Annotated in this window: 15 protein-coding genes; 6 read left to right on the top strand and 9 right to left on the bottom strand. The window is 68.5% G+C overall.

All coding sequences use genetic code 11. The annotated features are described in order from the left end of the window. Positions 1 to 87: 87 nt before the first annotated feature. On the top strand, positions 88 to 1674 hold the full coding sequence (locus QHF89_RS45700; RefSeq protein ID WP_136972942.1) for a TldD/PmbA family protein: 1587 nt from the start codon (positions 88 to 90) through the stop codon (positions 1672 to 1674). A 9-nt stretch (positions 1675 to 1683) separates the two neighbouring features. Beyond that, the gene (locus QHF89_RS45695; RefSeq protein ID WP_136972941.1) at positions 1684 to 3012 is read left to right on the top strand and encodes a TldD/PmbA family protein; all 1329 of its coding nucleotides are present in this window, start codon (positions 1684 to 1686) and stop codon (positions 3010 to 3012) included. 41 nt (positions 3013 to 3053) lie between these two features. On the opposite strand, the gene QHF89_RS45690 is transcribed toward QHF89_RS45695, so the two are convergent. From QHF89_RS45690 to QHF89_RS45675, 4 genes are all read right to left on the bottom strand, one after another. Then, positions 3054 to 4598, bottom strand: coding sequence for an MXAN_6577-like cysteine-rich protein (locus tag QHF89_RS45690; RefSeq protein WP_136972940.1), 1545 nt, complete (start codon positions 4596 to 4598; stop codon positions 3054 to 3056). 168 nt (positions 4599 to 4766) lie between these two features. Continuing rightward, positions 4767 to 6395 (bottom strand): S8 family serine peptidase, encoded by a 1629-nt coding sequence (locus tag QHF89_RS45685; protein ID WP_136972939.1) that lies wholly within the window; start codon positions 6393 to 6395, stop codon positions 4767 to 4769. Positions 6396 to 7065: 670 nt separating this feature from the next. Continuing rightward, complete coding sequence (locus tag QHF89_RS45680; protein WP_136972938.1) at positions 7066 to 7770, bottom strand: hypothetical protein; 705 nt, start codon at positions 7768 to 7770, stop codon at positions 7066 to 7068. Then, positions 7767 to 8444, bottom strand: a complete 678-nt coding sequence (locus QHF89_RS45675; protein ID WP_136972937.1) for a hypothetical protein — start codon at positions 8442 to 8444, stop codon at positions 7767 to 7769. The genes QHF89_RS45680 and QHF89_RS45675 overlap by 4 nt, the downstream gene beginning before the upstream one ends. A gap of 108 nt (positions 8445 to 8552) precedes the next feature. Between QHF89_RS45675 and QHF89_RS45670 the strand changes: the two genes are divergently transcribed. Further along, positions 8553 to 9479 (top strand): class II glutamine amidotransferase, encoded by a 927-nt coding sequence (locus tag QHF89_RS45670; RefSeq protein WP_136972936.1) that lies wholly within the window; start codon positions 8553 to 8555, stop codon positions 9477 to 9479. A 27-nt stretch (positions 9480 to 9506) separates the two neighbouring features. Here the strand turns inward: QHF89_RS45670 and QHF89_RS45665 are convergent, their stop codons facing one another. Next, on the bottom strand, positions 9507 to 10001 hold the full coding sequence (locus tag QHF89_RS45665; protein ID WP_136972935.1) for a hypothetical protein: 495 nt from the start codon (positions 9999 to 10001) through the stop codon (positions 9507 to 9509). A 47-nt stretch (positions 10002 to 10048) separates the two neighbouring features. Beyond that, positions 10049 to 11161 carry an extracellular catalytic domain type 1 short-chain-length polyhydroxyalkanoate depolymerase gene (locus QHF89_RS45660; RefSeq protein WP_284721805.1) on the bottom strand — a complete coding sequence of 371 codons (1113 nt, stop codon included), beginning with the start codon at positions 11159 to 11161 and terminating at the stop codon, positions 10049 to 10051. A gap of 210 nt (positions 11162 to 11371) precedes the next feature. On the opposite strand from QHF89_RS45660, the gene QHF89_RS45655 reads away from it, so the two are divergent. Further along, positions 11372 to 13018: a fumarate hydratase gene (locus tag QHF89_RS45655; protein ID WP_136936068.1), complete on the top strand. Its 1647-nt coding sequence runs from the start codon at positions 11372 to 11374 to the stop codon at positions 13016 to 13018. Between the two features lie 7 nt (positions 13019 to 13025). Beyond that, complete coding sequence (locus tag QHF89_RS45650) at positions 13026 to 13784, top strand: hypothetical protein (protein ID WP_136972932.1); 759 nt, start codon at positions 13026 to 13028, stop codon at positions 13782 to 13784. Between the two features lie 3 nt (positions 13785 to 13787). Here the strand turns inward: QHF89_RS45650 and QHF89_RS45645 are convergent, their stop codons facing one another. From QHF89_RS45645 to QHF89_RS45635, 3 genes are all read right to left on the bottom strand, one after another. Then, positions 13788 to 15014 carry a hypothetical protein gene (locus tag QHF89_RS45645; protein WP_136972931.1) on the bottom strand — a complete coding sequence of 409 codons (1227 nt, stop codon included), beginning with the start codon at positions 15012 to 15014 and terminating at the stop codon, positions 13788 to 13790. A gap of 14 nt (positions 15015 to 15028) precedes the next feature. Beyond that, complete coding sequence (locus QHF89_RS45640) at positions 15029 to 16303, bottom strand: hypothetical protein (protein ID WP_136972930.1); 1275 nt, start codon at positions 16301 to 16303, stop codon at positions 15029 to 15031. Positions 16304 to 16379: 76 nt separating this feature from the next. Further along, the gene (locus QHF89_RS45635) at positions 16380 to 17687 is read right to left on the bottom strand and encodes a collagen-like domain-containing protein (protein WP_136972929.1); all 1308 of its coding nucleotides are present in this window, start codon (positions 17685 to 17687) and stop codon (positions 16380 to 16382) included. Positions 17688 to 18389: 702 nt separating this feature from the next. On the opposite strand from QHF89_RS45635, the gene QHF89_RS45630 reads away from it, so the two are divergent. Further along, the coding region (locus QHF89_RS45630; RefSeq protein ID WP_284721804.1) for a WD40 repeat domain-containing serine/threonine protein kinase at positions 18390 to 21994 on the top strand (3605 nt) is incomplete at its 3' end.

Raw genomic sequence — 21994 nt, 5'->3', positions numbered from 1 at the left:
GAATCCGCGTGCTCGCGTGTGGACGGGGGTGTATCGTCGTGACCGTACTTTTCACCTGGAGCTCGGACGATGGGCCACGATCATCGCATGAACCGGAGGCAATTCATCGAGATGGGAGCATCGAGCATCGCGGCGGCGTCGGCGAGCGGGTTCCTGCTCGGCTGCGCGGGGCAGGCGCTCGAAAAGCCCACCACGGCCGCGGTCGTGCCCTCGGCCGACGCGCCGCGGGTCTCGTATTTCAGCCGATTCGGCGTGGACGAGGGGATGATCCGGGACGGGCTCGCGGACGCGCTCTCGCGCGGCGCCGATCACGCCGACCTCTTCTTCCAGCACCGCGTCTCCAATGGATTGCAGCTCGAAGACGGCGAGGTGAACCGCGCCTACACACGCGTCGAGCTCGGCGTGGGCGTGCGCGTGGTGCGCGGCGATCAGACGGGCTACGCGTATACGGAGGAGCTCACGCGCGAGGCGATCAAACGCGCGGCGCAGACGGCGGCCGCGGTCGCGGACGGGCCCGCGCGGCCCGCGCCCAAGGCGCTCGCGGTCGGGGCGGCGCTGCCGCAAAGGTACACGCTCGACGTGCCCTGGGACGGCATCAAGCCCGCGCAAAAGCTCCCGATCCTCGACGGCGTGAACGCGGCGATCTTCAAGATGGATGGCCGCATCAAGAAGGTGAGCGTCTTCTTCGCGGACGAGGCGGGCGCGATCCTCATCGCCGACAGCCTGGGCCGGCTCGTCGAGGATTTCCAGCCGATGACGGTCCTCTACGTCTCGTGTGTCGCCGAGCAAGGCGGCCGCAAGGAGACGAACGGCTACAACGTCGCCGGGCGGCGCGGGTTCGACTTTTATTCGCCGGAGACCGTGGGCCGCGTGGTGCGCGAGGCGGTCGCGCGGACGACGGTGCTCTTCGACGCGGTGCCGGCGCCGGCCGGGGAGATGCCCGTGGTGCTCGCGGCGGGCTCGTCGGGCATCCTCCTGCACGAGGCGATCGGCCACGGCATGGAGGCCGATTTCAATCGCAAGGGCACGTCGATCTACGCGGACAAGATCGGCAAGCCCATCGCCCAGCCTTTCGTGAACATCGTCGACGACGCGGCGCAGCCACACGCGCGCGGCGCGATCAACGTCGACGACGAGGGCAACCCGGCGGGCACGACGACGCTCGTCGATAAGGGCGTGCTCGCGACGTACATGCACGACTCCATCTCGGCGAAGCACTACGGCCTGAAGCCCACGGGCAACGGCCGACGGCAGAGCTACCAGCACCCGCCGATGCCGCGCATGCGGGCGACGTACATGCTGCCCGGGCCACACGAGCACGACGAGATCGTGGCCTCGGTGAAGCGGGGCATCTACTGCCAGAGTTTTTCGAACGGCCAGGTCCAGATCGGCGCCGGGGATTTCACGTTTTACGTGAAGAACGGCTTCCTCATCGAGGACGGCAAGCTCACCCGGCCGATCAAGGACGTGAACATCATCGGCAACGGCCCGCGGGTGCTCGAGCGCATCGACATGGTGGGCAAGGACCTCGTCATCGACGAGGGCGGCTGGACCTGCGGCAAGGACGTGCAGAGCGTGCCCGTCTCGCAGGGCATTCCCACGGTGCGCGTCTCCTCGATCACGGTGGGCGGTCAGGGCGGAACCCAGGGCGGCAAGGCGAGCGCGAAGGGCTGAGGGAGCGTCATGACGAACGAAGCCATGCTGCAAATCGCCAGGAACGCGGTTTCTCTGGCCAAACAAAAGGGAGCGGCGGAGGTCGCGGCCGTCGCGCGGGTGAAGCGGGACGTCGACGTCACCTGGCGCGACGGGAAGCTCGAAAAGATCACGGAGGCGACGAGCCGCGGGCTCGAGGTCCGGCTCTACGTCGACGGTCGGTACTCGACCTTCTCGACGAGTGATCTGCGCCCCGAGGGCCTCGCGTCGTTCCTCGACAACGCCATCGGCCTCACGCGCACGCTGGCGAAGGATCCGCACCGGAGCCTGCCGGATCCGGCGCTTTATTCGAAGGCGACGCCGGAGGGCCTGTCGATGGCCGATCCGAAGATCGAGAGCATCACCGCGCTCGATCTGCGCCGCACGGCGCAGTCCATGGAAGAGGCCGCGCGAAGCGTCAAGGGGAGCGAGGCGATCCTGAGCGTCACCACGAACGGCTACCATTCGTGGAGCGAGACGACGCAGGTGCATTCGAATGGGCTCGAAGCGAGCTTCGCAGGCACGGAGTTCTCGATCTCGGCCGACGTGAGCATCAAGGACGACGACGGGCGCAGGCCCGAGGAGGGCGAATACGCCTGGGTGCGGCTCTACGCGGATCTGCCCGACGTGGCCGCCGTGGGACGCCGCGCGACCGAGCGGGCGCTCGCGCGCCGGGGCGCCAAGAAGGCCCCCTCGGCCGTGATGCCGGTGCTCATCGACAACCGCGCCGCGGGCCGCTTTTTGAGTTATTTGCTCCGTCCGATCACCGGGGCCGCGCTGCAGCAGAAGCGCTCGTTCCTCGAAGGGTTCATGGGCAAACCGTTCGGCAGCGACAAGCTGGATTTCGCGGACGACCCGCTCCTGCCGAAGGGGCTCGGCACGCGCCCGTTCGATGGCGAGGGCCTGGCCGCGCGGCGGATGCCCGTCTTCGAGAAGGGCGTCCTCAAGAACCATTACATCGACACGTATTACGGCAAGAAGCTCAGCATGGCGCCGACCACGGGTGGCTCGACGAACATCGCCTGGAAGCTCGGCCCGAAGACGCAGGCCGCGCTCGCCCTCGACGTGAAGGAGGGCCTCCTCATCACGTCGTTCCTCGGCGGGAACTCGAACGACGCGACGGGCGATTTTTCGCTCGGCGTGCAGGGCTTCGTGATCCGCGGCGGCAAGATCGCCGAGCCGATCGCCGAGATGAACGTGTCCGGCCGCCACGTCGACGTGTGGAAGCGCCTCATCGCCGTCGGCAACGATCCCTTCGCCTATGGCACGAGCCGCACCCCGACGCTCGTCTTCGACGGCATGCAGGTCGCGGGGACCTGAGCCGACGAGAAGATTGATCGGGTGGACAACCGCTCGATGTTCTAGTTGTTCGGCGCTCCGGCGCAGATCCAGTTCGCCACCGTGGTGATCTGCGCCGAAGGCAGCATCCCGACCTTGGGCATCTTCGATCCCGAGCAGAGGTCGATGTTCATCATCTTGTCGATGAGGTAGCTCTGCGCGGGGTCGCCGGGCAGGACGAGCTTGCGGCCGTCATTGCATTGCGTAGCGGCGACGTTGACAAGCTCGGCATGCGCCTTTCCGACGCTCAGATCGAGCCCTTCCTGCGCGTTGACGCCCTTGTGGCAGCCGGCGGAAGCGCAGTTCGTGGTGAAGATGGGCTGCACGTCGACGGCGAACGAGACGCTCCCGCTGCCGCACGTGCAGGTCCCGCCCGCGCACGTTTGCCCGGCCGCGCACGTGTTGCCGCAGGCGCCGCAGTTGTTCGGATCGGTCTGCGTATCGACGCACGTGCCGCCGCAGGAGGCGCCTCCGCCGGGGCAAGCGCACGCGCCGTCGAGGCACGTCGTGCCCGCCGCGCATACCTTGCCGCACGCCCCGCAGTTTGCCGGGTCTGTGGTCGTGTTGATGCAGGCGCCATTGCAGGCCGAGGTCCCGGCCGGGCACGTACACATGCCGGCGATGCACGAGGCTCCGGCTGCGCAGGCGTTCCCGCACGCGCCGCAGTTCGTCACGCTCGTGCTCGTATCTACGCAGGATGCGCCGCAGGTCTCGAGCATCCCGCAGCTCGCGAGGCATGCGCCGCCATTGCAAACCTTCCCCGCCCCGCAGCTCGTGCCGCACGTGCCGCAGTTCATCGGGTCCGACGTTGTATCCACGCATTGACCGCTGCACGCCTCGAGCCCGCCTGGGCAAGCGCATTGCCCTCCCGCGCAGAGCGAGCCTTGCGGACAGGGTTTGTCGCAGCCGCCGCAGTTCGCATGGTCGACGGACGTGTCCAGGCAGGCGTCCCCGCACGCCGTGAGCGCCCCGCTGCACGCGCATGCGCCCCCGCCGCACGTGGCCCCGGGTGGACAAACCTTCCCGCAGGCGCCGCAGTTCGTGGGATCCGTGGCGAGGTCGACGCAGGTTTCGCCGCCGCACATTTCGCATGGCAGCGCGTCGGTGCCGCCGTCCGGCGTGCTGCCCTCGGGGAGGCCAGCGATCCAGGATTCGATGCATGCGATCTCCGCGGCCGGAAGGGGGCCCGTGGGTGGCATGCGGAGGCCGCAGCCGGGCATGGCCAGCCTCATTTTTTCGACCAGGAATGATTGATCGGGTTTGCCCGGCACCACGAGGACCTTGTTTTCGCAGGTGCCCGAGGGCGCCTCGACGAGCCGCTGCTCGACGCCCGCCGACGCGAGGTCGAGGAAGGCCGCGGGCTCGACGGAGGCATGACATCCCTGTTGTGAACAGGACCGCGCGAAGATGGTCTCCTGAATGGATCCGAGGTCCGGCGTGCACGTGTCTCCGGGCGTGGGCTGCGTGCTCGTCCCGGAGCAAGCCGAGACGAGCGCGCCCGCGGACGCCGCAAGCGAGACGAGGACCAACCAAGGAAAGGCTCGACGTCCTGATTTCGCGAAAGTCATGAACAGACCCTATCCAAATCGTTTGGCATTTGTAAATATTGAATTGCGCCGAAACACCCGCCCCCAGAAAATAGTGCCAGGCCGCTGGATTGAAAAATGGGCGGAAAGGCGGGAAAAGGTGGCGTGCGAGCGGGGATCCGGGCTGCCGGATCCCCGCCGTTCAGAAGCTCACTTGCAGATCTTCTTGCCCTTGACGCCGCAGGTGCCCGAGCAGCAATCCGAGCCGGCCGAGCAGGTCGCGCCGGAGGCGCCGCAGGTGGGCCCGCCGCCGCCACTGCCGCTGAGCAGGGCGTCGAGCGCGTTCTTCGCGCGCACGAGGCCATACCCGAAGTTCACGTCGCGGCCGGCCGCGCCAAGGTCCTCCGCCGTCGAGGTGAGCGCATTGCGGACGTCGTTGTTCGTCGCCGTCGGCTTCTGGCTCCAGATGAGCGCCGCGACGGCCGAGACGTGCGGCGTCGCCATCGAGGTGCCGTCCCACGCCTCGTATCCCGTGCCCGGGATCGTCTGGATCGTGTTCAGCGAGGCACTGGCGCCGAGCGAGCCCGCGACGAGGGCCTGGCCCTCTTCCATGCCAATGCTGATGGCCGGGATCGCGCTCGTGCCGTTGAGCGTGCCCGCGAAGCCGCCGGAGACGTTGTTGTAGATGACCGCGCCCGCGGCGCCGCCGGCCTGCGCATTGTTGACCTTGTCCGCGAAGCTGACGACGCCGCGCTGGCAGAGCACGATCTTGCCCGCCCACGCGCCGACCGAGTCGCAGAGACCGCCGTCGACGAGCGCACCCGAGACCGACTTCGCCGCCGCGCCATCGATGTTCGAGCCCGCGTAAGCGCTCGATCCCACGGTGAGGCTCGGCGTCGTCCACGGCACGGTCGAGAGGACCTGCACGCCCGGCGCCGTGATCTCGACGTCAGCGTTGTATTGCGAGAAGTCCGCCTTCGCCTTCGCCGAATCGACAGCCGCCACGGACATGACGGACGCGTACCCCGCCGGATACGAGGTCTTGTTGTTGCCGCCGTTGCCCGCGGCCGCGATATTGAGCACGCCCGCGGCGTTCGCATTGTCGAACGCGTTCTTCTCCGTCGTACTGGAGAAGCTGCCGCCGAGGCTCATGCTCACGACCTGCGCGCCCGCGCTCCGGCATTCGTTCAGCGCGGCCACGAGGTCCGAGGCGTACGACCAGGCGCAATCGGCGCCGTCGAAAACCTTCACGATGTGCAGCGAGACGTTGTTCGGCGCGACGCCGATGACGCCCTGCGAGTTGTTCACCGCAGCGATCGTACCGGCGACGTGCGTGCCGTGGCCGCAGGAGTCCGTGTTCCACGAAGTGCCGCTCTGCCCCGTGACAGGCAGGCCCTGGAGATCGGCGTGGCCGGCATGGAAGCCCGAGTCGATGATGCAGACCTTGGTGCTGCCCCCCGCGCTCGCGAAGGCGGAGTCGGTCGCCTGCACCATCGAAATGCCATACGGCGTCGTCTGGCCGTAAAGCTCCCGGCGCTGATCGACCTCGACGTACTCGACGTTCGGGTTGTTCGCCATGGCCTCGACCGCTGCGTCGGGCAGGTACACGGCGCTCGCCGCCTGCTCGGGCAACTCCCGCGCGACCTTGCCGCCCGCAGCCGCAATCGAGGCGCCACGCCGGCCGTAATCCTTGAACTTGATGATGTACCGGCCCTCGGCCGAGAGGGCGATCGGAGCGGCTCCCACGTCCTCCCCGCCTTCGTCCGCGCCGATGGCGCAAGCCGCAAGGCCGAGCGAAGCAATCACGAGCGCGAGAGAATGACGAAGATTGTGCGTCATGTCGGTTCCTTCCGGGATATGAAAATGATGGGCGGGCGTCGCCGATCAAAAACGACGACGAAATGGCCATGGCGTCGAGGACGCGCCACGCGCGCATCCGCGCGCCACGCGTATTCATCGCGCGCCTCGACACTCTGTATTGCAGCGTCACGCCGTGGTTGGGTCAACGCGCGAGGGGCTCACCAAGGTGGGCTGTGACGCAGATCCGACGAGACCCCTTCGGGAACCGGAGCCGCCCGCGTGAACAGGAATATTATTCTGCTTGGGGCAACATTGCAAGCGGTTCCATTTCGAAAATAATGTATGCGAACCTGGTCCAATCATTGACCAGAACTCGTGAACGCCCAGGTCACGCACGTGACCAGGGCATGGCGACATGGACGCACGGCGCCGCCGGCCGAGCCGCGCTCGGCGGGCTCCGAATCCCTCGCGCGAGGCCGAGAACGCATTCGCCTCCTCCAGCGCCTCCGGGTCGACGGGCGTCGACGGGCTTCCTCACGTGTTCGTCAAGCCCCGCCTCGAACGCCTTGCGCTTGTCCTCGCACTGCCAATAGGCGGCGAGCGCCACGAGGCCGATGTGGCGCGTCAAAAGATTGGCTCGGAGCTGCCTCGCGACCTCGGACGTGCGGAGGCTCCCGTCGAACTCGCAATGCCCCCGCCCACGGGGGCGTCAGGGCGTCCAGGTGGCCGCGATCGTCCGGCGCTGCTCAGCGCTCGTGGTGACGATTCCACCCGGGTTCGTCGAGAAAAGCGCGTCCCGCGTGGTGATCGTTTTGGAGAGAGATACCTGAAGCGCACAAGGCGCGAGGGGCGGGCCCGCCGGCGGCGGGCGGAGCTCGGCCTGCGTGAGCACGAGCATACCCGTGTCCTCATCGAGCGCGCGCGTGAGCGGGTCGATGCAATCGCCCTGGACCGTCACCACGACCTCGCCGCCCTCGGGATCGGCCTCCCAGGAGAGCGTGAGCGGGAGATCCTGCGTGAGGCCCGCGGCGGTCATCGTGAACGGGCGCGGGACCTCGACGACGACGCCGTGCACGTCGCGATCGTTCTGGCGTTCGAGGTCGAGGAGGAAGTCACCTGGCAGCGCGTCGAGCTTCACCGAATGGATCGGCGCGCCATTGAGCTGGCCTTCCGCCATCGGGCGGCGTGTCCCGTCCACCGTGACGAACAACGCGTCGCCGCCCGTGAGCTCCACGGCGCCGATGGGGCTGCCGACCCGCACGTCGATCGCCGCCGCTGCGCCGTCATCGAGCGCCGTCACGCCGAGCAACATGTCCCGCGTGGAGACCCGATCCGAGACGCGCACCGGATCGAGGCCGCAGCCGGCGAGCGTCATCGCGACCAGAAAAAAACCGGTCGTCCTCGCGCGGCTCATCGAATCACCAACCCCGCCGTCGGGCCGAGCCAGTAGGTGCGGTACAATCGCTCGGGATCCCCCTGCGTGACGTCGTCGATGCGCCCGCGAAGGCCGAGATGCCACCATTTGTACCCGCCCGCGACCTCGAGATCGTAGGAGCGCACCCAGCCCGCGTCCGAGGTGATGGGCGTGAACCGAAACGAGGTGAAGAACCGAATCGAGTTTTTCGGTTTGAGCGTGAGGCGCCCGAGCAAAAGCGGATACCCCGTGCCGCCGCGGCCGAGCCAGACGGGGCGCTCGAGTCCGAAGCCGCCGCCCACGCCGAGGACGATCGAGCCGTCCACGCTCCCCTTCCAGCGCGCGGGCGCGAACGCGACGGCGCCCTCGGCCGCCACGTCGAAGGTACCCTGCGGCGTGCCGACCAGGCCGATCTGCGCGAGCACGTCGTATCCCAGCCATTTCCAGGGAAACTCCGAGATGCCGACCCGACCCCAGAAACCCCAGCCGTTGTACGGCGCGAGCGTGCCCGCCCCGAGACGCTGATCGCCCTGAAAATAAGCCCCGTGCATCTCGAAGCGCCAGAGCGCGACGTGGGAAGGATCGCCGGCCTGCGCGACCTCTGTGCCCGTGAGAATGCATGCGAGCGTGAGCGCGCCCGCGGCCCCGCCGATGAATCGTCGTCCCTCGTGCACGCGTGATCGCCCCTTCGGGGAGAAGATACCATTTCCCGGCGAGGCGGGATCACGAACCCTCGCGCGTTGGCGCTTGCAAGCGCGCGCGTCCCGGGCGACAGGAGGACCATGTGCCGCGTCCTCGCCTACCTCGGTGAGCCGATCCCGCTCGAAGATCTGCTCTACAAGCCCGATGTCTCGTTCGTGAACCAGACCCACCAGGCCGCGTTCTACACCCGGCTGAACCTCGCGGGCTCGGGGCTGCTCGCGTGGGACGCGCGCTCGGAGCGCCCGGATCTGCCTTTCGCCTACCGCAGCACGCAGCTCGCCATCTACGATCGGAACCTGCGCGCGCTCGCGGCGAAGGTGCGCGCGACGTCCCTGCTCGCGCACCTGCGCGGCGTGCCGTACGACACGCGCGCCATCATCCACGAGCAGAACCTGCACCCGTTCCTGTTCGAGGGCGCGAGGCTCGCGCTCGCCCACAATGGGCAGCTCGCGCGGTTCGACGAGATGAAGTTTGCCCTCTTGCCGAAGATCCGGCCCGAGATCGCGCGCGCGATCAAAGGGACGACCGATAGCGAGTGGTTCTACGCGCTCCTGCTCTCGCAGCTCCCCGATCCGTGCGCGGATCTCGGCGCGCTCGACATCGCCCGCGGGGTCACCTCCGCGCTGCGGATCGTGGCGGGGATCCGGCGCGAGCTCGGCATCCGCACGTTTTCCCCGATGAACCTGTTCCTCTCGGACGGCAATGATCTCGTCGCCGTCTGTTATACCTACGGCCTCGGACAGTTCGATGGACTCGGGGACGATTTCCACCCGCCGGAGGAGCGGGTGCTCCGGATCTGGTACACGATTGGAAAATCGTACGGCCAGTACGATGGGGAATGGCGCATGCTCTCGGCGGACGAGGACGCGAGCTCGTGCATCATCGCCTCGGAGCCGCTCACGCGGGACCACGGGACGTGGCATGCGGTGCCGCTCCAGCACCTCGTATACGTGAAGCGAGCCGACGATCGACCCTCGGTCGAGCTCGTTCCGCTCGACGTCGAGTAGCCCGCGCCCCGAACGTTCGAGGGCGAATCAGCCGAGGTGATGGTGGAGCGCCCGCGCCTCGGCGATGTCCCAGGCGAGATCTTCGGCGGAGACCACCTGACCGGTCTTCGTCGCGAGTTGCGGCACGAGCCACCGCGCCGCATCCCCGATCTCACCGAAGTTCTTCTCGGGGTACCCCCGGGCCTTGACGAGGCTCGTCGCCTTCACCGTGCCGCGGAGGAGGCTCGACCGCATGCCGTCGCCCTCGACGACGACGGCTTTCGCGAAGATGTGGGGCGCCATCAGGTCGTCGAGCTTGCGCATCTCGGCGTCGAGGCTGTCGGGGATGGCGAGCCGCTGCGGGATGACGACGGCGATGACGCCGAACGACGTCGCCTCGTGATCGGACGCCTCGAGCAGCCAGCGGTGCACGGCAAACGCGCGGCGCACCCGGTCGAGGTTGATGCGGCCCCAGACCTTCACGAGCACGTGGCCTCGCGTGGCGACGAGATATTCTTCGTCTGCGTCGAGGACCTGAAGCATCGTGTTCCTTTATCCAGCCCAGACCGCCCGCGTCAAGGGGCGAGGGGTCAAGGCATGGCGTGGGCCTCCAAAAAATCGAGTATGTAGTCCGTCGCAGCGAGGTCGCCCATTCCCATGGCGGAGCCGCCCGCCGGCCATTCGTGGCTCCCGCCGTCGATCGTGCAGAGCTCGACGTCGGCGCCCGCGTCGCAGCCCGTTTGGCGCTCGCAACGCGCCTTGCCTTGCTGGTAGGTCGTTTGGGTCTCCGCGTTGCAACCATTCCTCGTCGTCCAGCCTTCGATCGTGCTGGGAACCGTCTGCGCGGCAAGGGGGGTGGCATACGGGACGATGAGGTCGCTGGTCCCGTGGATGTGGAGCACGGGCACGGGCCGCGGGGGCGCGCATTCGGGGATGGCCATGGTGCCGGAGACCGCGCCGATCGAGGCGATCCGATCGGCGAGCTCGCAGGCGAGGCGGTGCGAGAGCATGCCGCCATTGGAAAAACCCGTGGCGTGGATGCGCTTCGGGTCGACGCAGTAGTCTTGCTCGATGCGGTCGAGCATGTCGCGCACGAACGGGACGTCGGGCGTGTTCTGGACCTGCGAGGTGCCGCAGCAGGTCCCCGCGTTCCAGGCCGGCACGCCAAACGGCGCCTTGCCGCGCGGAAACACGACGATGTGGCCGCGCTCGTCCACGGCCTCGGCGTAATGCGTGCGGCTCGCGAAGTCGTCGATCGACTCGGTATACCCGTGGAACGCGAGCACGACGGCCACGGGCGTCGCGGCGTCGTAGCCGGGCGGGACGTGCACCCGGAAGGACCGCTCTTCGCCGCTCGTGGTGATCGTGATGTCCTTGTCGCCGGGGGGCATCACGCTCTTGCCAACGCACACCGCGGAGCGGCCGCCGCTGCCGCCGCTGCCGCCGCTCCCGCTTGCGCTTCCGCCGCCGCTGCCGCCCCCGCCACCGCTTCCGCTTCCGCTTGCGCTTCCGCCGCCGCTTCCGCTCGCGCTTTCGCCTCCGCTGCCGCCGCCACCACCGCTTCCGCCTGCGCCTCCGACCGCGCCGCTCGATACCGCTCCGGGGCTCGTCCCGCCGTTGCCTCCGCCGCCGAGCGAGATCGATTCCCCGCCGCCTCCGCACGAAGCCACGAGCAGGATCCAAGCCGAGATCCAAGCGCGCATGCCTCGATGCTACGTTCCCTCCCGCGTGTTGTCTCGCGCGAGGCAGCTTTGTGATGCCTTCGAGCAACCTCGTTTCTTTGCAGCGTGGTTGCATGAAGCCCGGCGCGGCAATCCGTCGCCACACAACCAGACCGGCGATCACTGCAATTGTCCGCCCCCTGCGAACGCGCCCTTGGCACGCGCCTACCGCCTCGGGTACACCTTCGCCCGATGAGCGATTTCCAGTTCCAGGACATGCTCCCCCTCGGCAAGGACGAGACGCCCTACCGCCTCGTCACGAAGGACCACGTCTCGACGATCGAGGCGGCAGGCAGGACGTTCGTGCAGGTCGAGCCGGAGGGGCTCGCGCTCCTCGCGCGGGAGGCCATGCGCGACATCGCGCACCTGCTCCGGCCGGGCCACCTCGCGCAGCTCGCGCGGATCCTGGAAGATCCCGAAGCCTCGGCGAACGATCGCTTCGTCGCGCTCGAGCTGCTCCGGAACGCGAACATCGCCGCCGGCTTCGTGCTGCCCTCCTGCCAGGACACGGGCACCGCGATCGTGATGGGCAAGAAGGGCCAGTACGTGCTGACCGAGGGCAACGACGAAGCCGCGATCGCGCGTGGCATCGCCGATACGTACCGCACGACGAACCTGCGTTACTCGCAGCTCGCGCCGCTCGACATGTACCGCGAGGTCAACACGAAGACGAACCTGCCGGCGCAGATCGACATCTTCGCGACCGAAGGCGACGCCTACAAATTCCTGTTCATGGCCAAGGGCGGGGGCTCGGCGAACAAGAGTTACCTCTACCAGGAGACGAAGGCGCTCCTGAACCCGGAGAGCCTGCTCGCGTTCGTCGAGCAGAAGATCCGCGCCCTCGGCACCGCGGCGTGCCCGCCGTACCACCTCGCCGTGGTCGTGGGCGGCACGAGCGCCGAGCACACGCTCAAGGTCGCGAAGCTCGCGTCGGCGCGTTACCTCGACACCTTGCCCACGGAGGGCAACGAGCTCGGCCGCGGCTTCCGCGACGTCGAGCTCGAGCGGCAGATCCTCGCGATCACGCAGCGCACCGGGATCGGCGCGCAGTTCGGCGGAAAATACTTCTGCCACGACGTCCGCGTGATCCGCCTGCCGCGCCATGGCGCCTCGTGCCCCGTGGGCATCGCGGTCTCGTGCTCGGCCGATCGGCAGGCGCTCGCGAAGATCACGAAGGACGGCATCTTCCTGGAGGCGCTCGAGCGGGATCCGGCGAAGTACCTGCCCGAGACGACGGACGCGGAGCTCTCGGGTGAGGTCGTGCAGATCGATCTCAACCGCCCGATGAGCGAGATCCGGGCCGAGCTCGCGCGGTATCCGATCAAGACGCGCCTCTCGCTCTCGGGGCCGATGGTCGTGGCGCGGGACATCGCACACGCGAAGATCAAGGAGCGCCTCGATCGCGGCGACGGCATGCCCGAATACATGAAGGATTTCATGGTGTATTACGCCGGCCCCGCGAAGACGCCGGAGGGATACGCCTCGGGCTCGTTCGGGCCGACGACCGCGGGGCGCATGGACGCGTACGTGGATCTCTTCCAGGCGAGCGGCGGCTCGTACGTGATGCTCGCGAAGGGCAACCGCTCGCGCGCCGTGACCGAGGCCTGCAAGAAACACGGCGGCTTTTACCTCGGCTCGATCGGCGGCCCGGCGGCCCGGCTCGCGAAGGATTGCATCAAGAAGGTGGAGGTGCTCGAATACCCCGAGCTCGGGATGGAGGCGGTCTGGAAGATCGAGGTCGTCGATTTCCCGGCGTTCATCGTGGTCGACGACAAGGGGAACGATTTCTTCGCGGACATCGACGGGCCGAAAGGCAAGCGGCTCGACGTCGCGAAATAGGAGCACCGTGCGCGCCCAGACTCCGTATCGTCAGGCCGATCCGCTGGGCGCGCTCGTCTCGGAGCACCCCGTCTCGCTCGCCCAGCAGGGCGTTCGTATCGGCGTGGGGCTCTTCTGCCTCCTCATCGCGCTCGATTGTGTCGCCCTGCCGTTCTTCATCATCCCGGAGCACCTGGGGCGTGATCTCGCGGCCCTCGTCGTCTTCGGCGGGGCCGCGCTCGTCTTCGGCTCGCTCGGGTTCTGGGCCTTCTCCCATTTCGTGCGGGCGCGCGGGCAACGCGTGGAGGTGCACGAGGAGGGGCTGCGCATCGGGCGCGGCAAGGACACGAGGGACCTGCGCTTCCAGGACATCACGTCCGTCGGAGGCCTCTTCTGGGAGGCGCTCGGCGACGCACCGCCCGCGGTCTCGGCGCTCTGGCTCGACGATCACGCCGATGACCGCATCCGCCTGCCCACGCCCGTCCGCGACCCGTACACGCTCGGCCGCGAGATCGCGGCCCGCACCTTCGATCGCCGGCTGGAGGAAGCCGAGCGGCGCATCCAGGAGAAAGGGCGCGCGTTCTTCGGGCGCTGCATGCTCGACGAGATGCGCTTGCACCTCGGCGAGGGGGACGCGGTCTCACGGCAGGACGTTCGCCGGGCAAGGCTCTCGTCGCGGTGGATCGAGGTGCGGCTCGCGAGCGGCGGCAAGCGCCTCGTGCCGACGGAAGAGGTCCCCGACGCGGACGTCTTGCTCGTGATGTTGCGGCCCAAGGCCGAAGCCTGAGCTTCACTCGAGCGGAATGGGCTCCACGTGTTTGGCGGCCCTCTCGCGCCGGAGCGCTCGCGCGCGCCGCCCCTCCAAGGCGACCGGATCGTCCGCGAGGAACCGCTCGTTCGTTTGCGGGGGCAGCGGCCCTTTGTCTTTCTCGACGAGGCGCCCTTCGTACCAGCGCCGATAGGTGTGCGTGCGGTAGGCGCGGTACACCGCGATGCCGGCGAGCACCGCGGCGGCGACCCAGGGGGGGACCCACACCGAGCTCCCCTGCCCGAGCGCCGTCGCCGTCGAAAAGCCCGGAACACGCCGGAGCCATATCTCCCCCGGCCCCGCCGGCAGCTCCAGGTAATCGTCCTCGTCGACCTCGATGCCCCGGCTGAAGCGCACCGTGCCCGGCGGCGATTCGTACCGAATGTCGACGCCGTGGTGCATGGTCGTCTTGCCTTTGCTCGTCCGCTCGAACGTCCGTTTGCCGAGGTACGTCGCGACCACGTTCTCCCCGAGGAGCAGGCGCGCCCGGTAGGTGCCGAGCGGGATGAGCATGGCGAGCCCGAGCAGCCCCACCCACACGCACGTCCAGAAAAAGGCTCGCGCGCGAAGCTCGTGCCGGCGGGAGAGGCTCTCCGTCGAGACGTGCATGCCTTTCTGCGGCGAGGGCTTCATCCTCCAGCCCGTCGTGGCGGCCTGGCGATAGCCCGCGGTTTCCCCGACCTCTTCGGGATCCGGCGCCCGGTGCAGCCGCCCCTCCACCACGACCCGCTCGCCCGGCAAGAGCTCGGCCCGCAGCTTTCGCTTCGACGAATGCAGCCACTCTTTTTGATCGAGCGTGTCGACGAGCAGCACGTCGTCGGGCGGCTCGACGCGGACGCGGACGCCCGTGTCGTGACGCAGATAAAACGGCCGCGCGAGGGTCTCGCGCTCCGTCTCCGTCCACGTATGCGACTTGTTGTTGTTCTTGTCGCTCTCTTCGCTCCCCTCCTGCGAGATCGTCACCCGCACGGCCTCGAACTCGCCCTGCGCGAACTCGACCGTGCCGGCGACGAACCGCGCCCCCTCGAAGAGCGGAGCCTTCGGCTTGATCACCACGTCCGCCTCGACGGCCGCGCGGCGCGCGCGCCGGATCTCGCGCACGCAAAACGCGATCACGAGGACCATGACGGCGTCGATCGCGAAGACGGCGAGGTACGACCACGGCGGGTCGATGTGGTTGTCCTCGAAGACCTTGACGATGGCTTGCAAAGGACGCTCCGGGGTCAGCGGCAGGCGCCGAGCGCGCCCACGATTCGTTTCCAATCCGGGGCATTGAGCCGTCCGGGGAGCCAGTGCACGCGGGCCTCGTTCTCCCCGATGCGGAGTTCGAGCTTGCCCACGGGGAACTCGTAATCGCGTTTCTTGGCCAGGTAATCGCGATCCTCCACCTTGGCCTTCCCGAGCTTGCCCTCCAGGCAGCCGACCAGGCCCTCGCGGCGCTCCGGGAACGCCTTGCTCCCGCGCAGGGCCACGGTCCGGAGCGTGCCCCCCTTCTCGTTGGGGTAGGAGAGCTCGGCGTTCCGCAAGAGCGGGTGATCCACGGAGACGGTGACGCCGAGCTCGATGAACGTGGACAAGGACGAGCCGGGGAACTTCTGGGTCAGGGTCGCGGCGGCCTTGTCGACGGTCGTCGTGAGGTCGATCGTCTCCAGCGCGGCGAAGGGGTGCGGCGCGCCGATCCAGCGGGCTTCCTCGGCGGTCGGGCCCGTTCCCGCGCCGAGGACGGCGTGCAGGACGAGCTTCCACATGGCGCCGAGCTGCACCTTGGCTTGCGCGCTCGTGCCGCCCACGCGCGCCCCCAGCACGGAGGCGGAGACGAGGCCGGTCTTCGCGTCCGTGTGCACGGCCACGAGGCCTGCCCAGTTCCAGCTCCCGTCCACGAGCCCGCCGTGCAGGCGGCTCCCGAGGGCCTCGAGCGCCTTGGGATCCGGCGTCGCTCCGGAGCGCTGCACGAGCGTGAAGCTCTGGGGAAACGTGGGCTCCTTGTCGTCGTACATGAACGAGATGCTCTGGTACCGCGGGTGCGAGACGGGCACGGCGAGCATGGAGCCCATGGGGCTTCCCCAAAGCGCCTTCGCGAGGTCTGCCTGGGTCTGGTCGATTCGAACGGCCGCGAGCTCCTGGGGCGTCTTGCCCGGCAGCACGCCCCCTACGATCCCGCCCTTCTTCGAGGAGCCACCCTTGGAGGGGGCAAGCGTGAGGAGGAGGACGGGGACGAGCGCCGCGGCGAACGAGACGCCCACCAGGAGGACGATCCAGTTCGCGCGCGTGTTCGCGCGCAAGGTCACTTCGTGATACGCGAGCGCCTGGTTCGACGGGGCCGGGAACTGCGGGGGCGGGAGCCACTGCGGGGGCGGGCGGAAATCACGCGGGGTCTCGACGGAGACCGTCCGGAGGAGGCGACGCTCGCTGGTGGTGTCGCAGTAGCGACATTTCGTGAGCGCCGCGTCGGGCTTCACGTCGAGCGGCGCTCCGCAGTGGCGACATTCGAGGATCATGGGGCGGGGGCGAGGATAGCATCAGGAGATCGAGAACCAAGCGCGCCCTGCCGGTGGGGGGGTGAGGCCCGCGACCTCAGTTTCTCAGGATCATGACGGTGCCGGAGCAGCTCGCCCCGATGAGGTTCACGGCGGCGCTCGTCTTGGCGATCGTGCCGAAGACGTAGGTCGTGCCCTGGGTGAGCGGGTAGCGCGCTGTGTTGCTGGCGCTCGCGAGGCCGCCGCTGAGCGTATCGCCCTGTAGGTTGGAAGCGAGCCCATTAAACGTGCTGCTCCCGTTGATCGCCACGGCGGCATCGACGAGGAAGTAATTCGTCCCAGCCGCGGGCGCTTGCGCAGTCGTGCTCAAGGTGATGATGGCAACCTCATTCGCCGTCGTCGGCGTGTACGAGCCCGTCCGGCAAACCGTAGGCGCGACGAAGACGTTCGTCGCCATGTTTTGGGTCCAGTCTCCGTCGAATCCGAAGGACGTCACGACGCCCGTCGCGCCTGTCGCGCCCACGGGACCTTGCGGGCCCATCGCGCCTGTCGCGCCCGCCGGCCCTTGCGGGCCCATCGCGCCTGTCGCGCCCACCGGCCCTTGCGGGCCCATCGCGCCCGTCACGCCCGCAGGCCCTTGCAGGCCCATCACGCCTTGCGGGCCCATCACGCCCTGCGGGCCCATCACGCCTTGCGGGCCCATCACGCCTTGCGCGCCCGTCGCGCCCACCGGCCCTTGCGGGCCCATCGCGCCCGTCGCGCCCACCGGTCCTTGCGGGCCCAGTGCACCGGTCGGACCGATGGGGCCTGCCGGACCCATTGCACCGGTCGGGCCGATGGGACCTGCCGGACCCATCGCACCGGTCGGACCCATGACGCCTTCCGGACCCGTCGCACCTGCCGGACCTACCGGCCCCGCGGGCCCGATGAGCCCTGTCGGATCGCCGACCCATTGCCCCTGTGCATCAATCACCGTCGTGCCGCCGATCGAGACGGTCGTCGGATGAATGTCGCCCACGGCGTCTCCGCTCACGAGCGCATAAGGAACGCTCCGGATCGCCGCGCGCGGCGTCATCTCCGGATCGTCGCCGATCGTGATGCCGAGCTCCAGCGACGGCTTGCCCCAAAGGTCGCTCGAGAACGGCTGCTGCGAGCCGAGCTCGACCGAATAATAGCCGTCGTCGAAGAGGACCGTATGCGTCTCCGTCCAGAGCTCCGTGCCGCCGGCGTCATAGATGGCGAACTTCATCTTCGTGCTCTCGGCGACGGGCGCACCCTTCTCGTCGTAGAGCCGGCCCTGGTGCGTCAGCGTCTGCGGCACGGCTGCGCTCGCGGCGCCCGCGATCGTGAGAGATGCGGCGACGATGGCCGCGGAGATGGCAGAAATCAACGACCTAGCCTTCATGGCACGCTCCCATTGGCTCCGACGAGCCCTCCCTGCAACCGATACCCTGTCGAATCCATCGTGGATTGATTCTGTGTGGATTGGCCCATCGTCCACACGAGTCGATACTTCGGGCTCGTCGTGACTTCGCCAGCGCTCACAAAACTCGTGGCTGGCGGGCCGTGGCTCGCGCTCGCGCTGCCACCCTCACCTCCCGCGCCGCCGGATCCTCCGGCGCCGCCTGAACCGCCCTCGCCACCCTGCCCTCCGCCTTGGCCCCCCGACCCACCCTGACCACTGGAGCTGGTGCTCCCGCTGGTCGGGGTCGAGCCGTCGCCACCACAAGCAACGAGCAGAATGGCGGCGAGCAAGATTCCCAGTTGCCCTCCGCGTAACATGTGACCTCCGTAAGCATGTGCAGCGCTCGATCATGAGCGTACACAAGAAGGAAACATAGGAGGTCAGCGCTGCGGGTACAAGGCGAAAGGCGCCGTCCAATGCGCAGGCACAACGGGCCCCGAAGTGCGCGAGCTTTGCAGTCGACTCGAACGGGCAGCGCAAGAGGTTGCCCTTTGACAGAGAAGCGCTGTCGGAAGAACATCCGCCGCGCATCCCCGCCCGCATCCACTCCTGCAAAGGCGCTCCGTCATGGATCCTTCCGACGAATCCTCCTCCGCCGCTCGAGCAGGCGTCTCCACACCTCCTGAGCCCGCGGATGTGCTGATGACCACGCTCGCCGCGCCTCGAAGCGCCGCGCCCGCCTTCGCTCCACGCGAGGGGGCGATGCCCGCGGCAGCCTCCGGCGCCCCTCTCCCCTTGCAGCCCGGCACGGTCCTCAAACATTACGAGCTCATTCGCAAGCTCGGCGCGGGCGGGATGGGGATGGTCTTTCTGGCCCGCGACGTTCGCCTCGGCCGGCTCGTCGCCATCAAGTTCCTGCTCGAGCATACGGGGCAAGCGGCCACGCGTTTCCTCGCCGAGGCGCGCGCGACGGCGCAATGCAAGCACGAGAATATCGTCGTCATCTACGACGTCGACGACGCGCAAGGGTCTCCCTACATGGTCCTCGAATATATCGAGGGGCGCACGCTTCGCGAGGCCATGACGGAGAGAGCACATGACGCCACGGCCGTGGTCGTCGAGCGAATGCTCCCCGTCGCGCGCGCCCTCGCCGGCGCGCACGCCATGGGCATCGTCCACCGGGATCTGAAGCCCGAAAATATCCTGCTGGCCGACGGCGGCCAGGTGAAGGTGGTCGATTTCGGCATCGCCAAGCAAGTCGCCCTCGAGCTCGTGCAAACATGGCCCACCGCGCTCGCCTCGAAGTCCCAAACACCCGCTCTGACGCAGGACGGCGCGCTCGTGGGCACGATGCCGTACATGTCGCCGGAGCAATGGCTCGGCGAGCCGCTCGACGGGCGCAGCGACGTCTGGGCCGCGGGGCTCATCCTGTTCGAGCTCGCGACCGGCGCGCATCCGCTCGCGCCGCTCGACCTACCGGCTCTCGTGGGGGTCTCGAATCTCGATACGCCCATGCCGAGCGCCCGTGACAAGCTCGGCGCGGGCCACGCGCTCGCGGAGGTGATCGATCGGTGCTTGAAAAAGCGCAAGAGCGAACGAATCGGCTCGGCCAAGGAGCTCGTGGAGCTGCTCGAACGGCTCGGCGCGGTGACGAAGACGTCCGCGGCGCTCGCCGAGGACGAGAGCCCCTTCGCGGGCCTCTCCGCATTTCAAGAATCGGACGCCGCGCGGTTCTTCGGGCGTGACGACGATATCGCCGCGGTGCTCGGCAAGCTCCGCCATCAGCAGCTCATCGCCATCGCGGGCGCTTCGGGCGCGGGGAAATCCTCGTTCGTGCGGGCGGGCGTCATTCCGGCGTTGAAGCGCGCGAGCCGCGAGATGGAGGCGTTCGTCCTTCGCCCGGGGCGGCGTCCTCTCGCTGCGCTCGCCGACGTGCTCGCGTTTTTCGCGGATAGCTCGGGCGACGCGGCGGAGGGCGGAGCCGATCCGGCGGCGATCACCGCGCTCTTGCGGACCCAGCCGGGATCGCTCGGCGAAAGGCTGCGCGCGCGGTGCAGGCGGCGCGGCAGCGAGCACCGCATCCTGCTCTTCGTGGACCAGCTCGAGGAGCTGTATACGCTGGGGATGGAAGCCTCGGAGCGGGCCGCGTTTTGCGCGTGCCTGGAGGGCGTGGCCGACGACGCGTCGTCGCCGCTGCGGGTGATCGTGACCATCCGCGCGGATTTTCTCGATCGCGTGTCGGAGGACCGGCGGTTCCTCTCGGCGATGACCCGGGGGCTCATGTTCTTGCCGCCCATGACGGCCGATGGAATGCGGAGCGCGTTGAAGAGGCCACTCGAAGCGGCGCGGTATCGGTTCGAGGACGAGGGCCTCTGCGACGAGATGCTCGGCGATCTCGGGGGGATGAAGAGCCCGCTGCCGCTCTTGCAGTTCACGGCGACGAAGTTATGGGAGGCGCGCGACCGCGAAGAGCGGCTCTTGACGCGGGGGGCGTACCGCGCGCTGGGCGGCGTCTCGGGCGCGCTCTCGACGCACGCGGACGCGGTGCTCTCGGGGATGAGCGTGCACGAGCAGCGGCTCGCGCAGGCCATCTTCTTGCGCCTGGTGACGCCGGAGCGGACACGCGCGGTGGTGCGTTTGGAGGAGCTCTGCGCGCTCTCGGAGGGAGCATCCATGGCCGAGCAGGTGGTGCACCACCTGGCCGACGCGCGGCTGCTCTCGATCGAGGCAGGCGGCGAGCGGGAGGGGAAGACCGTCGAGCTGACGCATGAATCGCTCATCGAGCGGTGGGCGAAGCTCCAGCAATGGCTCGACGAGAACGAAAAGGACGCGGAGTTTCTGGTCGAGCTGCGGAGCGCCGCCTCGCAATGGGAGAAGAACGGCAAGGAAAAAGGCTTTTTGTGGCGCGACGCGGCGGCGATCGAGGCGGGGCAATGGCTCGCGCGGAAGAGGGCCGAGGGCGGCGCGGAGGGGACACTCGGGCTCGGCAAGCGGGATCGGGGGTATCTCGAGGCGGTCGTCAGGCTCGCTTCGCTGTCGCGGCGGCGGCGGCGACTGCTGACAGGCGGGATCATGACGTTTCTCGCGCTCATCGTGTTCGTGGTCTCGCTCCTCGGCGTGCAGGCCAGGAGCCAGGCGCGGCGGGCCGATGAAACGGCCGCGGAGGCCCAGAGGAACGCCACGGAGGCCCAGAGGAGCGCCGCCCTCGCGGACAGGCGGACCGCCGAGGCGCGCAATGCGAGCCGAATGGCGAGCGCGCGCGAGCACCTGTCCGACCCGACCCTGGTCCTCGCCCTGGTGCGCGAGATGGAACCTGCGGGCGAGCTTCCGCCGCGGTGGCACGAGCTGGCCCTCTGGGCCAAGCATCAGGGAATCGCGAGCGTGGTTCTCGACCACCAGGATGTCGTTTATTCGGCGGCGTTTAGCCCCGCCGGCACGCGCATCGTCACCGTTTCAGGGGACAAAACCGCCTGGGTCTGGAACGCCGATGGCACGGGCGAGCCCCTGCGGCTCGAGGGGCACCAGGATGTCGTCTATTCGGCGGCATTTAGCTCCGACGGCACGCGCATCGTCACCGCTTCTTTGGACAAGACCGCCCGGGTGTGGAACGCCGATGGCACGGGCAAGCCCCTGCGGCTCGAGGGGCACCAGGAGCGCGTCTATTCGGCGGCGTTTAGCCCCGACGGCACGCGCATCGTCACCGCTTCCGGGGACAAGACCGCCCGGGTCTGGAACGCCGATGGCACGGGCAAGCCCCTGCGGCTCGAGGGGCACCAGGCGAGCGTCCATGCAGCGGCGTTTAGCCCCGACGGCACGCGCATCGTCACCGCTTCCTGGGACAAGACCGCCCGGGTCTGGAACGCCGATGGCACGGGCAAGCCCTTGCGGCTCGAGGGGCACCAGGATCGCGTCTATTCGGCGGTGTGGAGCCCCGACGGCACGCGCATCGTCACCGCTTCCTGGGACAAGACCGCCTGGGTGTGGAACGCCGACGGCGCGGGCAAGCCCCTGCGGCTCGAGGGGCACCAGGCGCGCGTCTATTCGGCGGCGTGGAGCCCCGACGGCACGCGCATCGTCACCGCTTCCGGGGACAAGACCGCCCGGGTCTGGAACGCCGATGGCACGGGCAAGCCCTTGCGGCTCGAGGGGCACCAGGAGCGCGTCTATTCGGCGGCGTTTGGCCCCGACGGCACGCGCATCGTCACCGCTTCAGGGGACAAGACCGCCCGGGTCTGGAACGCCGATGACAAGAGCAAGCCCCTGCGGCTCGAGGGGCACCAGGATGGCGTCTCTTCGGCGGCGTTTGG

The sequence above is a fragment of the Polyangium sorediatum genome (genome assembly GCF_029946465.1).
GTDB classification, from domain to species: domain Bacteria; phylum Myxococcota_A; class Polyangia; order Polyangiales; family Polyangiaceae; genus Polyangium; species Polyangium fumosum.
This window is presented reverse-complemented; position numbering and strand designations above follow the sequence as displayed.

Bases quoted from the DNA above. Each gene is read 5' to 3' on its own strand.
- QHF89_RS45635 (WP_136972929.1), bottom strand. From the start codon at position 17,687: ATGAAGGCTAGGTCGTTGATTTCTGCCATCTCCGCGGCCATCGTCGCC.
- QHF89_RS45660 (WP_284721805.1), bottom strand. From the start codon at position 11,161: ATGCGCGCTTGGATCTCGGCTTGGATCCTGCTCGTGGCTTCGTGCGGA.
- QHF89_RS45700 (WP_136972942.1), top strand. From the start codon at position 88: ATGAACCGGAGGCAATTCATCGAGATGGGAGCATCGAGCATCGCGGCG.
- QHF89_RS45690 (WP_136972940.1), bottom strand. From the start codon at position 4,598: ATGACTTTCGCGAAATCAGGACGTCGAGCCTTTCCTTGGTTGGTCCTC.
- QHF89_RS45670 (WP_136972936.1), top strand. From the start codon at position 8,553: ATGTGCCGCGTCCTCGCCTACCTCGGTGAGCCGATCCCGCTCGAAGAT.
- QHF89_RS45680 (WP_136972938.1), bottom strand. From the start codon at position 7,770: ATGAGCCGCGCGAGGACGACCGGTTTTTTTCTGGTCGCGATGACGCTC.
- QHF89_RS45695 (WP_136972941.1), top strand. From the start codon at position 1,684: ATGACGAACGAAGCCATGCTGCAAATCGCCAGGAACGCGGTTTCTCTG.
- QHF89_RS45685 (WP_136972939.1), bottom strand. From the start codon at position 6,395: ATGACGCACAATCTTCGTCATTCTCTCGCGCTCGTGATTGCTTCGCTC.
- QHF89_RS45665 (WP_136972935.1), bottom strand. From the start codon at position 10,001: ATGCTTCAGGTCCTCGACGCAGACGAAGAATATCTCGTCGCCACGCGA.
- QHF89_RS45655 (WP_136936068.1), top strand. From the start codon at position 11,372: ATGAGCGATTTCCAGTTCCAGGACATGCTCCCCCTCGGCAAGGACGAG.
- QHF89_RS45640 (WP_136972930.1), bottom strand. From the start codon at position 16,303: ATGATCCTCGAATGTCGCCACTGCGGAGCGCCGCTCGACGTGAAGCCC.